Below are 15,077 nucleotides of genomic sequence, written 5' to 3'. Positions count from 1 at the left end.
TGAACCTGTGGCGGTTTTTTAATGGCTTAAATCAGTGGTTACTTGCGGGCGTCGGGGCGTGTTAAATCGAACCGCAAATCTTCAGATATACCGTAGTAAGCCGAGGGGCCACCGGCACGCAAAACCGGCTCGGCGAGGGCGGTCTGATAAATACCGTCAACCAGCAGGTGCGGCGCGATATGCACGGCCACCACTTCACCGAGCACCAGCCAGGTATCAATTTTTCCGCCCGCGGCGGTTTCTAACTGAATGCACTGCGTCAGCTTGCATTCAAAGTTTACCGGGCTTTCCAGCACGCGGTCGGCCGCCACAATCTTGCCCGGCTGCGGCGTCAGGCCAGCAAACGCAAATTCGTCTTCGCCGCGTTCCAGCGTGGCCGAGCTTTCATTCATTTTGACCGCCAGCGGGCGCGTGGTCAGATTCCAGACAAACTCGCCGGTTTCGACGATATTCGCCACGCTGTCTTTCCAGCCGCTGCTGGCGAAACCAATGATCGGTGGGCGATAATTGAAGCAGTTGAAGAAGCTGTAAGGTGCCAGATTTCGCTGACCGGCGGCATTGCGCGAGGAGATCCAGCCAATCGGACGCGGGCCGACAATGGCGTTTAACGGGTCATGCGGCAGGTCGTGACCGCTTGCAGGTTCGTAATAATAACGATCATCAACGCTCATGATATTCCTCAGTTAAAAGATTCATCAAAACACTGATTCGTACATTACCCGTTTTAAACAGGCACTGAGCGTTTTTATGTGCCCGGATGCGCGCGGCAGGCCGCCGCGGTTTGTGTTATCTTGTGCGCCATTCATGAATATCAACGCCCCATCGCATGCTGTATGCGTCGCGCAACACCTTTCGGAGAGTCAATCAGGTGGAAAAAAAGAAAGTCTTCCCTCAGGAAAAAAGCGGTCTTCACCCGCGAAATCGTCATCGCAGCCGCTATGATTTCCCGGCCCTGATTGCCAGCAGCCCGGAACTGGCGCCGTTTGTCAGTGAAAATAAATGGGGCGATCTGTCCGTCGATTTCGCCAATCCGCAGGCTGTAAAAGCGCTGAACCGTGCTTTGCTGCGTGACTGCTATCAGATTGAAAACTGGGATATTCCGGCAGATTATCTTTGTCCGCCAATTCCGGGCCGTGCTGATTATGTTCACCATCTGGCGGATTTGCTGGCCAGCTGCAACAACGGCAATATCCCGCAGGGTAAAGACATTTCCGTGCTGGATATCGGTGTGGGTGCGAACTGTATTTATCCGATTATCGGCCTGCGTGAATACGGCTGGCGTTTCACCGCCAGTGAGATTGACCCGGTTTCGATGGCTGCCGCGAAGAAAATTGTCGCGACCAACCCGCAGCTGACCAATCAGGTACGTTTCCGTTTGCAGGCGAAACCGCCGCGTATTCTCGATACCATTATCCGTCACGACGAGCGTTATGATGCCGTGCTGTGCAACCCGCCGTTCCATGCGTCTGCGGCAGATGCGGCGTCAGGCAGCCAGCGTAAACGTCAGAATCTTGGGCTGGATCGTCGTGCCGGTACGGCGGATCTGAACTTCGGCGGTCAGCACAACGAACTGTGGTGTGAAGGCGGCGAAGAAGCGTTTGTTGTCCGCATGGCGGAAGAGAGCGCCGGTAAAGCACAGAACTGTTTCTGGTACACCGTGCTGGTATCTAAAAAAACAACACTTCCGCTACTGTATGATGCGCTCAACGAAGAGGGTGTGACGGATATCCGCACCATTGAGATGACGCAGGGGAATAAAATCAGCCGCTTCGTCGCCTGGACTTTCCTGACGCCATCGCAGCAAAAAAGTTGGGCGATTAAGCGCTGGTCAGTCTGATCACGTTGTAATCTTCTTTATTCCAGCCTGTTATTCTGACGACAAACAGGCTGGAAAAAATACTCCTGCCTGACCTTTCTTTTTCATTGGATTAAATTATGCTTAATTCACTATAAGAAAGTTGATTAATTATCCTGGTAATGATTTATCGCGTGATTTTATTCAAACGCGTTTTGTTTAGCTTCAGCAAACCTGCCTAAAACCCGCCCAGGGGTCAGACTAATGTTCTGTGGATTATCGTTATTTGACGAATAACCCACAGGTATTAGCACGTGTGTATTTTTTAAATTAATTGCGACCACGCATTAATTCACGTTATCAGCCACAGGGTGTCTGTCCTATGCAATTATTTTCTCATCAGTTTAGTACGGCATGGCGTGATAAATTCGCAGCACTTCAGGACGCTGTCCCGATGATTGTCTTCACGCCAGACGGCGTGGTGCTTGAGGTCAATGACCTGTTCCTTAAGGGCATGGGCTACAACAGGCAGGAAGTCGTTGGTCAGCCTCACCGGATTTTCTGCACGCCAGAGTTCGTTGCCAGCGATGCCTATCGCTTGCATTGGGAAGGTTTACGGCAGGGAAAGTCCATCAGCGGGAATATTAAACGAGTACATAAAAGTGGAAAATTAATCTGGCTCGAAGCCACTTATGTTCCTGTTAAAAATAAACAAGGCAAAGTCACTGAAATAATTAAAATTGCCAGTGATGTCTCTGAAAGAATTACAGAATCGCACGAACATCAGGGAATTTTACAAGCACTTGAACGTTCAATGGCACTGATTACCTTTACCCCCGAAGGTAATGTGATTTCTGCAAACAATAACTTCCTGAAAGTCATGGGTTATTCTCTGCAACAAATCAAAGGCCACCCTCACGCGATGTTTTGTCTGCCGAAGTTTGGTGATACCCACGAATATAAAAATCACTGGCAGCGTCTGCGTAACGGAGAATTTATCCTCGGGCGTTTCGAGCGGATGAACGGTCGCGGCCAGGCGATCTGGCTGGAAGCCAGCTACAACCCGGTCATGGATGATGACGGCAAGGTGCTGAAAATCGTCAAAATCGCGCAGGATATTACCAGCCAGATGGCGCAGCAGCGTCAGCAGGAAAGCATGATGACGCATGTCCACGAACTGTCGCTGACCACGGACAAAACGGCGGCAGAAGGGGTCACCATCGTCCAGAAAGCCGTGGAAGATATGCAGGAAGTCGAAGCGCTGGCGCGCCGCACATCGGACATTATCGGCCAGCTCGGCCAAACCTCAGAAAGGATTGGCGAGATGGTGGATACCATCCGGCGCATCTCTTCGCAAACCAACTTACTGGCGATTAACGCCACCATCGAAGCCGCGCACGCGGGCGAACAGGGCAGAGGATTTGCCGTGGTCGCCGGTGAAGTGCGTTCGCTGGCGGATCAGTCGCGGAAAGCCGCCGTGGAGATTGATCAGCTGACGCAAAGCATCCGCGACGGTGTGTTGGCGGCAATCGACGGCATGGGGAACTGCGTTAACCGCGCGGGCGGCGGTGTCGCGCTGAGCCGCAATGCGGGCGATGTGATTAATCAGGTCAATCTGGGGATGCAGGATCTGGTGCGGATGATGGCGGAGTTTTCGGTTATCACCGGGGATCAGGGGCAAACGAGGCATTAATCTTTTGATGCCATACCGGGCATCAGGCGGTGTTAAAACCTTCGGGGTGCTATCCACACCGGCTTTTTACTGCAGACTGAGAAAGTTTCGGTTTTTCATTAGCGGTGATCGCTCAGCTGTTGTCGCCAAAACCGACGAGAGAGGAAAGTGCTTTTCCTCTCTCGACTCTCCTCGCTTTTTTTACTGCGCGCTATCGCTGGCAGGCTATGTTTCAGGAACTCCGGCTAGTGCCGCAAACGCCGCCGCTGCGCGGTGCTCTCATTTCAGGTTCAAACCAGCTCGAAAAAAGACTCTCGCCGTTTCTCACCGTTCATTCGACGTCGTTTTGAAAGCGGCCAATGGCATTTCTCAATTCAAAAGCGTAGTGGTTAAATCTTTCAGGAGAGGTGAGCTGGCGAGCCCAAGGTTTTGCCTTAACCGGGAGATCGCCGTCCGTAAGAAACCGAAATAATCTCGATTGAAGGTTTTAAGGCTTAAAGCCGTTTTGTACTGTAGCCAGCTGCGATGCCGCTTCATCGGCATAAAGTTGAACCGCCTGCCTCGGCATCTCAATCCCTGCGGCGGCAAAGTGATTCTTCACTAAACGGTCTAACGCATACTGCACCGTCCATTGTTCCAGCGCCTTTGTGCGCACCAGCACCCGCAGGGTGAAGAACTGATCGCCTAATCCCACGACACCCTGATAAGTCGGTTCGCCGAGCAATAACGGTTTGATGTTTTCATCCTGTTGCAGAGCTTCAACGGCCTTACGCAGGACGGCGTTGGCGGCGTCCACGTCTTCATTACGGCTGACGTTATAGCTGGCCCGGTAGACGCCAAACTCACGTTCATAATTCGAAAGCGTCGTTATCGAAGAGTAGGGAACGATGTGATACACGCCGTAGATATCGCGCAGGCCAATCGAGCGGATGGTCATGCGCTCAACCGTGCCGCTGATGCCCATCACCGTGACGTATTCGCCGGTATTCATCCCATTTTCGAACTGGATGAAAATACCGGTGATCACGTCTTTTACCAGTGTCTGCGCACCGAAACTGACGGCCAGACCGAGCGCACCGGCACCGGCCAGCAGCGGGGCGATGTTCAGCCCGACCTGCGAGAGCATGATCATAATGGTGATCGTACAAATCACAATCGCGAGAACGTTGCGGAACAGGGTCAGCAGCGTGCGCTCACGGGCGCTCGGACGTGCGCCGTTACTCAGTTCCTGCGCCAGACGATGTTCAATCACGCTGGCAAGCAGCGTCCAGGCCACGATGGCGAAGCACAGAATAAACAGCATATGGCCCAGACCGCTGATCACTTTCTCGCCGGTCTCCGTCATAAACCATTTGTTGAGATTGAAAATCTGCCACGCATCGAGCAGCGAAAGCGTTACGCTCAGCACCACCAGCACGCGGATGATTTTTAAACCTGCCGGAATGTACGAGTTAATGCGCTTTTGCAGCAGCGGGTAACGGCGGTTAACGTCATCGGGCAGGGTGATACGGCGGTTAATCCAGCGCGAAAGCAGGCCGGAGATCAGCGCGCCGATGCCGATAATCACCAGACTTTTAATCGTTGCGGCCATCATAAAACGCAGACTTCCGGCAAAATCAAACTGCGAAAGGAAGAACAACACCACGAAATAACTGACCGCCAGCAAATGCCAGACATGCCCGAGGGCGCGGAGGATGACGCTGAAAAATGCCATCGAACGTTCAGCCAGCAGGTTGAATTCATGATGGATTGTGCGGCGGTTATGCAGAATCAGCCAGCTGGCGTAAACCGTCAGGGCCAGCATCACCACGAAATTCACCACAGCGGCGGTGGTGTAATTGATTTGTGTGGCAACCACCGGTACGCCGACCATCAGCGCGTAGCCAATCAGCCCGCTGACCCACGCCAGACGGGTATTCCAGTAGCGCGCCGTGACATCCGCCAGCGGGAAAGGGCGCAGGTAGCTGAAGCCGGGCGCAAAGATCAGGCGCAAAACGGCTTTGAAAAATTCAATCACCGCGAAGGCGCTGAGGAACAAAGCCTGCAGGCGCGCAATCAGCGGGCTGCCGCCGTTGAAATATTGCGTGAACAAATTACCGGCGGCGACGGTCAGCAGCAGAATACCGAGGTCAACCGCGAACGCCCCGATGATGCTGGCGGGCAGTTTGTACCAGTGCGCTTCTTTCAGCCGCGCATGGTTTCCCCAGCGTCCGAGGCGCAGATAAAGCGGCCCGATTAACCGGCGAATCAGATGGAAAAAAGCAAAGGTCACGGCGACGGTCAGCAAAAAATACCCCAACGCCGGGAAGAAACGCGCGGCATTAAAATGATGCTGCGGGCCGGAATTGATGGTGTCTTTAAGCTGCTGTACGCGCTTCATAAATCCGGAGGCGGTTTGCTGCGTGGTATCCACCAGCTGGTCAATCAGCGAAAGCTGTTCAGCCTGCGGAGCGGTGTTTTCGTCAGGCGCTTTTGCTGCCGGCGTGGTTCCGGCGGCTTCCCGCAGATGGGTAATGAGTTGGGCGCGGGCTTTATCATCCTGAAGAATATCGGCCAGCGCGGCGTAAGAAGCTTTCTGTTGATCGGCAGCGGCGGATTTTTCCTCAGCCGCATGGCTGAAGGCGCTGAACAGGGAGATTGTGATAAACAGCAGAGCTGAAAATATCGGTGTCTGGATGCGGTGAGCCAACGGAGTCCTGTCGTTATGCGGCATTGTTCCTCTCTCAAAATAGCGTTAGTCGGAAGTGTTGCTGCCCTAAGGGTAAAGCATCGGTGACGGTATTGTAGAAAAATTGTGGCAAGAATTTGTGAAAGGACGTGCTACAAGGCGTGGTTAGGGTACTGGTTCAGGCCGAGAAATCGTCTGCCGAACTCTCGGGGAACGGATTGCGGAATGAATCAACCGACTGTTATCTTGGAAAAAAAGTGAGATGGCGCGCTCAGAAATTTTGCTGACCGAGGGTTCGAGACCCCGGGCTCGAAGCCCTCGAGGAAGGAACCGCGCAGCGGCAAGATTTCGCGCCACACGCTGGAATAACAGAATATGTCCATCGACCCAGCGATAGCGCGTATCTAATAAAACGCAGGATTCCAAAGGGTTTCGTTTAAAACCCTTTGGGCCAGTTTGGGCGGCGAGCCCAAGGTTTTGACCTTAATCGGGCGATCGCCGTCCGTAAGAAACTGAAATATTCTCGATCAGAAGCATTTAAAGCCGCCCCCTTTGCAGGCGGCCTCCCTGCAAATCAGGAAACGTGTTGCAGGAACTCCCGCAGACGCTCACTCGGTGGGTTATTCACCAGATCCGCCGGTTTACCGTCTTCCGCAATACGCCCTTTATCGATGAAGATTAACCGTGATGCCACTTTCTCGGCGAAGCCGACTTCGTGCGTCACGATAACCATCGTCATGCCTTCTTCGGCCAGCTGCTTCATGACGGTCAATACTTCATGGCGCAGTTCCGGATCCAGCGCAGAGGTTGGCTCATCAAACAGCATCAGTTTAGGTTTCACCGCCAGCGCACGGGCAATCGCCACACGCTGTTGCTGTCCGCCGGAAAGCTCAGACGGGTAGTGGTTACCACGCTCGGAAAGACCGACTTTTGCCAGCAATTCTTTCGCCAGTTTATTGGCTTCATCTTTCGACGCACCACGAACGCGGATCGGGCCGAAAGCCACGTTTTCCAGCGCTGTCATGTGCGGGAACAGATAGAACTGCTGGAAAACCATCCCGGCTTCCTGGCGGATCAGACGTTCGTCGACTTTCGGGTCATTCACTTTCAGGCCATCGACAATCAGTTCGCCGGACGTGATTTCTTCCAGCTTGTTGATGCAACGCAGCAAAGTGGATTTACCGGAACCGGATGGCCCGATAATAACCACGACTTCACCCTGAGAAATGTTCAGATCGATGTCGTGGAGCACCTGGGTTTTACCAAAGTGTTTTGAGACGTTCTTGAATTCAATCATATAATTTTCAGTTTGCGTTCTAAGCGGCGCAGAACAAAGCTCAGAGCCAGCGTGATGATCAGATAGATAACGGCAACCGCACTCCAGATTTCCATGGCGCGGAAGTTACCGGCGATGATTTCCTGGCCCTGACGGGTCAGCTCGGCGACACCGATGACGATAAACAGCGAGGTATCTTTGATACTCACAATCCACTGGTTGCCCAGCGGTGGCAGCATGCGGCGCAACGCCAGCGGCATGATGATGTAACGCAGGGTCGCACGACGCGACAGACCCAGCGCCAGGCCCGCTTCGCGGAAACCATTATGGATGGACAACACGGCGCCACGCGTAATTTCAGCGATGTACGCACCTGAGTTGATCATGATTGTCACCACCGCCGCGCTGAACGGGTCGATACGCAGATCGGGAACCATCATCGGCAGTGCGAAATAAATGAACATTACCTGTACGACAATAGGCGTACCGCGAATGAGCTCGATAAATACCAGTGCGATGTTGCTGCTAAACCAGCCACCAAACGCGCGGGCAAAACCCGCAATCACACCAATAATCAGACCGCCAACCAGACCGAGGACCGAAATCCACAATGTCATCTTGGCGCCTTCGAGCAGGATAGGCAGAGCGGGCCAAATTACGCTCCAGTCAAACTGCATGGATTATCTCCTGGTAAAACAACAAACTGCGCCTGTCCGGAGAATTCCCCGTCAGGCGCTTCTTATCAAGTCAGATTTCTATATAGAGGAACGACTTAAATGAAAAAAACTTACTTAGGTTCAGTATCGAACCATTTTTTGTAGATTGCCGCGTAAGTACCATTCTCTTTGATGGTTTTCAGAGCCGCGTTGGCTTTCTCACGCAGGTCACTGCCTTGCGGGAAGGCGATGCCGTATTGCTGACCAGCCAGTGAATCACCGACGGCCTTGAACTGGCCTTTACCGGCAGTTTTGATGAAGTACAGAATGTTCGGGGTGTCGTGCATTACAGCATCAGCACGGCCTGTACCCAGTTCCATGTAAGCGCTGTCGATGTTCGGGAACTGACGCAGATCTTTGGTCTGCACGTTGGCTTTCATGTAGTCAACGGAGCTGGTGCCGCTTTTCACTGCAACCACTTTGCCTTTCAGATCATTAACGCTTTTGATAGCGTCGTTGTTGCTCTTAACCATCACCATCAGGCCGCTGTTGTAGTAGCCGTCAGAGAAGTCGATCGCTTTTTTACGCTCTGGTGTAATGGTGATACCGGCCAGTGCCAGATCGATGTTGTGAGTTTGCAGGGCAGGGATGATGCCGCCGAAATCCATTGGTTTCAGTTCATAAGAGACTTTCATCTCTTTAGCGACCGCGTCCCACAGGTCGATGTCGAAGCCGACATACTTGTCGCCTTGTTTGAATTCAAACGGTACAAACGCAGTGTCGGTAGCTACGATCAGTTTTTTGTCTGCTGCGTGTGAGCTAACGGCAAAGGCCAGGGTCAGCGCGGCCAGGGAAACTTTTAAGAGTGACTTCATCAGTGAATTTCCTTTGTACATATTATGGGAACGACCTTATGTTACGACGCTTATCTGCAAAATTCATGCCATTATTCATCTATTTTAAAATTCAATGGCTTATCGTCTTGCTGAACCGTTCAAGCTGCGGATTAATCCGGAATTGCACATTTGTGGTGCATTGTTACATCTTGCAATGTTCTCTCATGGTGCATCGCGTCATCATTAACCAGATGTTGTATTTTAAACAATCATTAATTAACAATCATGCCATCCAAATGATAACTCGCTCTAACTTTTTCAGAACGTGCGTAAAACCACTGCTCAATATTGAAGCAGATGTAAAGAGGGGAAGGGTGGGAACTGAGTAAAAACCGAGGTGGGTTGAACCATAATGGTGCAACCCGTCATAAGAAAAAAATCTAGCGCAGCTGGCTGTCTTTACTTCCCCGGCGATTATATCCGGCATGATCCTGCTGCTTTTTATCCAGCTCAGCCTGGCAGGTGACGCAATACTGAACGCCCTGAAGCGCTTTCCGGCGAGCTTCCGGGATCGGCTCTCCGCATTCCCGGCAGAAATGGGCACTTTCGCCATGTCCGAGCGACTGTCGTGCGCGGTCAACCGCGTCATTTACCGTTGAATCAATCTGGTCCTGAACGGCGCCATCTTGCGCCCATCCGCTTGCCATGGTGACCTCCGGAAAAGTAAAACGGGCTGGCATTAAAGGCCAACCCGCTTCGCATTAATCACTCAGATGACCGCAGCCTGATCCTGCGGTGCCGGAATGTGATTACTCGATGTTAGATTCGATAAACCACAGGAATTTATCCAGGTCACGGGATGCGGCAGTGAAAATATCTGCGGTATCTTCGTCTTCCACTTCGCTGATGGCTTTGCGGGTATCGTTAGCCACAACAGCATAACGTTCAGCCAGCGCTTTCAGGTGTTCCTGTACGGTGTGGATATTGGTCGGGTAACTTTTCAGCGGGGTTTTATCGTTAACAACCTGCACGGTACCCAGCGCAACGCCACCTAACTGAACGACACGTTCTGCGATGGTGTCCTGATGGTCGATAATCGCAGTGCGGAAGCCGTCGAGCATTTCATGGACGGCAATGAAGTTTGCGCCACGCATGTTCCAGTGTGCCTGTTTAGTAATCAGCGACAGATCGATATATTCAGTCACCAGACGGTTAAGCACTTTGATGGTATTGAGTTTAACGCTCTCATCTAAATCGTTGCGTGTGTAGATAAGTTCAGAAGATTTCGTTTTGACCAGTTTAGCGGTACTCATATTCATATCTCCTTGTTTCATTAAAATAAACGCTAAATAATGTATTTCTTAACTGCATTCAGTATAGCAATAAATCACAATTTTGCAGGGCAGTCGTTCCTATCGTTCTGATAGCGTGTGTCTAAAAGGACTGTCTCGCCGACCTGTTTAACCTATCATACTGATTTCTCAGGTGCATAGGATTCATCCGTAATTGTATTTTTTATTCCGGAATTAATAAGTGCTAATAGTGATAATTATTTTCATTTAAGTGTGGTAAATATTTTCGAATGTAACTTCTGGTGTGAATATATATTCATAATACTCATGTGTAATGGCGGAAAATAACAGTCAGAGCGGGTAATTATTTATTTTGAATAGAATTAGCCAAAACGGCAGAAGAATATCTGCCGTTTTATATAAATAACTTGAAAGGATTACAGTGCCAGCGTTCCGCTGTAAAGCACTGCGCCGGTCGGTTGTCCTGTTGGAGAACCGCCGCGAGGTTCCAGGCTGATCGCCAGCGTATAACCCGGGTCCGGCATTTTTGCGGCCAGCGTTAACTGCGTCGGTTGCTGCGTGTTGAGCAAGCCGAGCGAACGCGGTTTGCCGCCCGGCGGAATAGCCCACAGTTCCAGACTGCGGTCGGCCGCCAGATCCGGTGCGCTGAGCGGTGTCAGCAACAGGCTGCGCGTGCTCATATCGACGCTGACCACCCATTGCCCGTTTTGCTGCCCGGCGCTGCTGGCCAGAATGGCGACCGGTGTTGGCGCGACGGGTTGTACCAGAAGGTGAGGGATCAGCAACAATGCCGCCAGCCCGGCGGCCAGCGCCCAGCCAATGTATCCGCGTACCGGCCTTTTCGCCGGAGCAGGGCGTTTTTCAGGTTGTAAGGTCAGATTGTGCTGAATGCGTTTCCAGACCGAAGCGGGTGGGATCACCGGGATAATCTGGTTATCGAGCTGGGTAAACGCCTCCTGCCAGCGGGCGACTTCAGCCGCTAACGCCGGGTCATCGCGCATTTTACGCTCGAACTGAATCCGCGCCGCGCCGCGCAGGGTGCCGAGTGCATATTCGGCTGCGAGGGCAGCCTGATAATGGCTTCTACTTTTCATAGTCCGACGCAGCTCTTAAGGTGATCCAGGGCGCGACGGATCCAGCTTTTTATCGTCCCCAGGGGTTGTTGTAAATGTGAGGAAACCTCGCCGTGAGACAGGCCTTGATAATAGGCAAGGATCAGGCTCTGTCGTTGTTCTGCGGGAAGGTGCGCCAGGCAGGCCGCCAGAATTTTGGCATCGCTGTCCTGTTGCAGCCGTTGCAAAGGCTCATCAACGTCGCTGGCGTCGCTGTTCATGACGTCGTCATCCAGCTCATCGAGCTGATTGTCGCTTCCGCGCATCCAGTCGATGGCGCGGTTGCGGACAATATGTGTCAGCCAGGTCATCGGGGAACTGAGCGCCGGATTATACGAACCGGCGCGGTTCCACGCGGTGATGTAGCTGTCGTGCAAAACTTCTTCTGCCCAGGCGTGCCGGCGCAACATGCGTAATGCGACGGCGAACAACCGGGGGGACGTCAGACGGTATAACTGCTCAAATGCCTGTCGATCGCCAACGGCCATGGCGCTCATCAGTTCACGCTGTACTTCCAGCGCATTCTCTGGTGTTGGCTTAACTAAAAAATTGTCATGCATTCGCCCGTCCTGACTTGCTGAGGTGCTGTTTCATAAAGAAATCATGCCCTCAGTATAGTCGGTATTATTTTGGCATCAGGACGGTATCAATGACGTCGATCACACCGTTCTTCTGCTGGACGTCATAAGTGCTGATATTGGCGATATTCCCTTTGCCATCTTTAAGCTGAATATTGTGCGGGCCGTTATTGAGGATCCACAGTGGCTGGCCGTTTACGGTTTTCAGCTCTGCGGTGCCGTTGCCTTTTTTCAGCAGTTTTTCGAGATCTTTCATTTCATATTTACCCGCAACCACGTGATACGTGAGGATGCTGGTCAGCGTGGCTTTGTTTTCCGGTTTCACCAGACTATCAACGGTGCCAGCCGGTAATTTAGCGAAGGCGGCATTGGTAGGGGCAAACACGGTGAACGGGCCTTTGCCCTGTAAGGTATCGACCAGACCTGCGGCTTTAACGGCAGCCACCAGCGTGGTGTGATCTTTAGAGTTCAGGGCATTTTCTACGATATTTTTAGACGGATACATTTCAGCGCCACCGACCATGGTGGTTTCTTGAGACATCATTGCAGCCATTGACGCAGTGCTCAGCAGAAGAGAAGCACAGATAGCGGTACGGAGTAATGTTTTCATGATGGTGTCCTTCGTAGGTTAAGTAGGTAAGGTCTTGCCTCACATCTATACATACGAATGACCCCCTGCTTTTGGATGCAGGAAAAGATGAAATAAAATGAAAAAGACGAAAGTATTTTTCAACATATTGATAGAAAAGAAAAAAGCCACATCGTGATGACGTGGCTTTTTTGAAGATTCGGGATGAATTTACTTCCCTGAAGGATTATTGCCCGGAATATCGACCGTTTCTATTTTGGCTTTGCGTTGCAGCGTCAGCGTCGAACCGGCAGACGCCGCAATAATCGCGGCCAGCCCCAGCCACTGTGAGGCCGTCAGGAACTCACCCAGGAAAATTATCCCTGAAAGTGCTGCCATCGCCGGTTCCATGCTCATCAGCGTGCCAAACGTTTTGGCCGGAAGTTTGGTCAGCGCCATCATTTCCAGCGAGTAAGGGATTGCAGAAGTGAGCAGGGCGATCAGCAGGCCTAACGGCAAAATCTCCCAGCTGAAAATAGAGGTATGCGCCTGCGCGACTCCGATCGGAAAGAAGATCAGCGCGGCAATCACAGAGCCTATCGCCGCCGTACCCGGCCCGTAGCTGCTGCCCGCTTTCTGACCGGCAAGAATATAAACGGCCCAGCAGGCACCGGCGATCAGCGCAAAACAGGCACCTTTTAGATCCACTCCCCCCGCGCTTTGCCCCAGTGGCAGCAGGAACAATAGCCCGGCAACGGCCAGTACGACCCAGATGAAATCGACCGGACGGCGCGAGGAAAACATCGCAACGGCCAGCGGCCCGGTGAATTCGAGTGCAACTGCGATCCCTAACGGCACGGTCCGCAGCGCCAGATAAAAGCTGTAGTTCATGCAACCGAGCGCCAGGCCGTACATCAGCAGCGCGCGGAAATTGCCGCCGCGCATTTTAAGCCGCCACGGTCGGAAATAGAGAAGTAACAGTATAGAACCGATGCCCAGACGTAGCGCGGTCACCCCTTGCGGCCCGACGACCGGAAACAGCGTTTTGGCCAGCGACGCGCCACCCTGTAATGAGAGCATCGCGACGAGTAATAAAAGGATGGCGATCAGCGGTGAAGCTTTCCGGGGTAACGCGGGAAGTGGCGGGCCATTATTATGTGCCGCGTCCTGAGAGTCCTGCGGCTGATTTTGTTCTGACTGTGACATCCATTGCGCCTTTTGAGGTGATCCCATGAATTCGGAATCTTCAGATTTATAGTTTTGAAAAGAAAGGTAAAGCACAGTCAGTGTAGTGGGAAATCACGCGGGAAAAAATCCTCAAAAAAAAGTTTTTTCAGAATGCGTTTCTTAAAAAATTGTCAAAAAGTGGCGTTTTTTTGCCCAAAAATTTAGGAATTATCTGCTAATTCCAAAAAGTTCAATAAGTTTATCTTATAGTTTTAGTGACGAAAATCTCAATAAATTTAGATAGATACTTAGTACTGGAAACTTCCTGTTACACCATATGATGCTTTGGACATCTTAATTGAGGCAGAGTTTCACACTGGTTTTTGTTATATTTTGGAACGTGAAGGTTACTTTGGTTTCTCTTTTTGAGGTGGTTTATGAAAAAAATTGCATGTCTTTCCGCATTAGCTTGCGTTGTAGCACTGGGTGTTTCCTCTAGCGCATTCGCTGGTACCAGCACCGTTTCTGCTGGCTACGCTCAGGGTGACGCACAAGGCGTTGTAAACAAAGCAAACGGCTTCAACCTGAAGTACCGTTACGAGCAAGATAACAACCCACTGGGCGTTATCGGCTCTTTCACTTACATTCAGGACGATAGCAACCCGACTTCTGGTGACTACCGTAAAGCACAGTACTACGGCATCACTGCAGGTCCTGCATACCGCATCAACGACTGGGTTTCTGCTTACGGCGTGATCGGTCTGGGCTACGGTAAATTCCAGTACAACGAAAACGTGGCTTCTACCGCTAACCGTGAAAAATCAGACACCAGCGATTATGGTTTCTCTTACGGTGCTGGTCTGCAGTTCAACCCAATCCAGAACGTTGCTCTGGACGTTTCCTACGAACAGTCCCGCATCCGCAGTGTTGATGTTGGCACCTGGATCGCAGGCGTGGGTTACAGCTTCTAATTCTTCGCCCTGTGTAACGCTCGCCGTTACCCTATCGCGAAAACAAAAACCGCTCGAAAGAGCGGTTTTTTTATGTCTGTGAACTGGTACAGCATCGTTAAAACTCCTTTTCATTGATCGTACAACCAGCGGCCTGCTTTGGCCGATTCTATTAACATTCCTATGGTGAAATCAGGCACGGGAATAAGAATTCTTTTTTTAAAAGGATTCCATGAAAAAGGTTCATACGGATAATAATTTTCAACAGAAAAGTTATCTCTCTGAACGTTAAATTCAGAAAAATACTTATCCATTAAATCCTCCGCTTCTCCTACATCTAACTTTAAATCTGTATCAAGATCCGTCTCCGGAGTAAAAATCTTCTGCCTCTTCTTATTATTGAAAAGATAAACGCCGTTAAAAGGCCTGACAAGCGCGTATATGCGTTGTTCAATATCATCTACCATATTTTATCTTCACTCCGCG

Annotated in this window: 15 protein-coding genes; 3 read left to right on the top strand and 12 right to left on the bottom strand. The window is 51.4% G+C overall.

Features of this window, described 5'->3' with window-relative positions:
* Nucleotides 1–38 precede the first annotated feature (38 nt).
* A complete protein-coding gene (locus KWG64_RS02100; RefSeq protein WP_218520771.1) occupies nt 39–671 on the bottom strand; it encodes a flavin reductase family protein in 633 nt (210 codons plus the stop codon).
* Nucleotides 672–868: 197 nt separating this feature from the next.
* On the opposite strand from KWG64_RS02100, the gene rlmF reads away from it, so the two are divergent.
* Both rlmF and KWG64_RS02090 read left to right on the top strand, forming a co-directional pair.
* A complete protein-coding gene (gene rlmF, locus KWG64_RS02095) occupies nt 869–1,837 on the top strand; it encodes a 23S rRNA (adenine(1618)-N(6))-methyltransferase RlmF (RefSeq protein WP_152324291.1) in 969 nt (322 codons plus the stop codon).
* Between the two features lie 340 nt (nt 1,838–2,177).
* Nucleotides 2,178–3,488, top strand: a complete 1,311-nt coding sequence (locus KWG64_RS02090) for a PAS domain-containing methyl-accepting chemotaxis protein (RefSeq protein ID WP_218520770.1) — start codon at nt 2,178–2,180, stop codon at nt 3,486–3,488.
* A gap of 466 nt (nt 3,489–3,954) precedes the next feature.
* Here KWG64_RS02090 and ybiO read toward each other — a convergent pair whose 3' ends face one another.
* The 10 genes from ybiO to rhtA all read right to left on the bottom strand — a co-directional run bounded on the left by ybiO (nt 3,955) and on the right by rhtA (nt 13,680).
* A complete protein-coding gene (ybiO, locus tag KWG64_RS02085) occupies nt 3,955–6,180 on the bottom strand; it encodes a mechanosensitive channel protein (protein ID WP_218520769.1) in 2,226 nt (741 codons plus the stop codon).
* A 529-nt stretch (nt 6,181–6,709) separates the two neighbouring features.
* Complete coding sequence (gene glnQ, locus KWG64_RS02080; protein ID WP_165058189.1) at nt 6,710–7,432, bottom strand: glutamine ABC transporter ATP-binding protein GlnQ; 723 nt, start codon at nt 7,430–7,432, stop codon at nt 6,710–6,712.
* Nucleotides 7,429–8,088 (bottom strand): glutamine ABC transporter permease GlnP, encoded by a 660-nt coding sequence (glnP, locus tag KWG64_RS02075; protein WP_152324286.1) that lies wholly within the window; start codon nt 8,086–8,088, stop codon nt 7,429–7,431. Before glnP ends, glnQ begins: the two co-directional genes overlap by 4 nt.
* Nucleotides 8,089–8,198: 110 nt before the next feature.
* Nucleotides 8,199–8,942: a glutamine ABC transporter substrate-binding protein GlnH gene (glnH, locus tag KWG64_RS02070; protein WP_152324285.1), complete on the bottom strand. Its 744-nt coding sequence runs from the start codon at nt 8,940–8,942 to the stop codon at nt 8,199–8,201.
* A gap of 401 nt (nt 8,943–9,343) precedes the next feature.
* A complete protein-coding gene (locus tag KWG64_RS02065) occupies nt 9,344–9,610 on the bottom strand; it encodes a DksA/TraR family C4-type zinc finger protein (protein ID WP_152324284.1) in 267 nt (88 codons plus the stop codon).
* A 102-nt stretch (nt 9,611–9,712) separates the two neighbouring features.
* Nucleotides 9,713–10,216 (bottom strand): DNA starvation/stationary phase protection protein Dps, encoded by a 504-nt coding sequence (gene dps / locus KWG64_RS02060; protein ID WP_015696542.1) that lies wholly within the window; start codon nt 10,214–10,216, stop codon nt 9,713–9,715.
* Between the two features lie 416 nt (nt 10,217–10,632).
* Nucleotides 10,633–11,310 (bottom strand): anti-sigma factor domain-containing protein, encoded by a 678-nt coding sequence (locus KWG64_RS02055; RefSeq protein WP_218520768.1) that lies wholly within the window; start codon nt 11,308–11,310, stop codon nt 10,633–10,635.
* A complete protein-coding gene (locus KWG64_RS02050) occupies nt 11,307–11,888 on the bottom strand; it encodes a sigma-70 family RNA polymerase sigma factor (protein WP_152324271.1) in 582 nt (193 codons plus the stop codon). The genes KWG64_RS02055 and KWG64_RS02050 overlap by 4 nt, the downstream gene beginning before the upstream one ends.
* A gap of 64 nt (nt 11,889–11,952) precedes the next feature.
* Nucleotides 11,953–12,516 (bottom strand): fasciclin domain-containing protein, encoded by a 564-nt coding sequence (locus tag KWG64_RS02045; RefSeq protein WP_218520767.1) that lies wholly within the window; start codon nt 12,514–12,516, stop codon nt 11,953–11,955.
* Between the two features lie 189 nt (nt 12,517–12,705).
* A complete protein-coding gene (gene rhtA, locus KWG64_RS02040; RefSeq protein ID WP_218520766.1) occupies nt 12,706–13,680 on the bottom strand; it encodes a threonine/homoserine exporter RhtA in 975 nt (324 codons plus the stop codon).
* Between the two features lie 398 nt (nt 13,681–14,078).
* Here rhtA and ompX point away from each other — a divergent pair, with 398 nt between their 5' ends.
* Nucleotides 14,079–14,612 carry an outer membrane protein OmpX gene (ompX, locus tag KWG64_RS02035; RefSeq protein ID WP_195812882.1) on the top strand — a complete coding sequence of 178 codons (534 nt, stop codon included), beginning with the start codon at nt 14,079–14,081 and terminating at the stop codon, nt 14,610–14,612.
* Nucleotides 14,613–14,722: 110 nt separating this feature from the next.
* Here the strand turns inward: ompX and KWG64_RS02030 are convergent, their stop codons facing one another.
* Nucleotides 14,723–15,058: a DUF1493 family protein gene (locus KWG64_RS02030; protein ID WP_218520765.1), complete on the bottom strand. Its 336-nt coding sequence runs from the start codon at nt 15,056–15,058 to the stop codon at nt 14,723–14,725.
* Nucleotides 15,059–15,077 lie beyond the last annotated feature (19 nt).

It is taken from the genome of Rahnella sp. PD12R (genome assembly GCF_019200965.1).
Taxonomy (GTDB): Bacteria; Pseudomonadota; Gammaproteobacteria; order Enterobacterales; family Enterobacteriaceae; genus Rahnella; species Rahnella laticis.
Note: the sequence above shows the minus strand (reverse complement) of the source record. Positions and strands in the feature narration are given on the sequence as shown.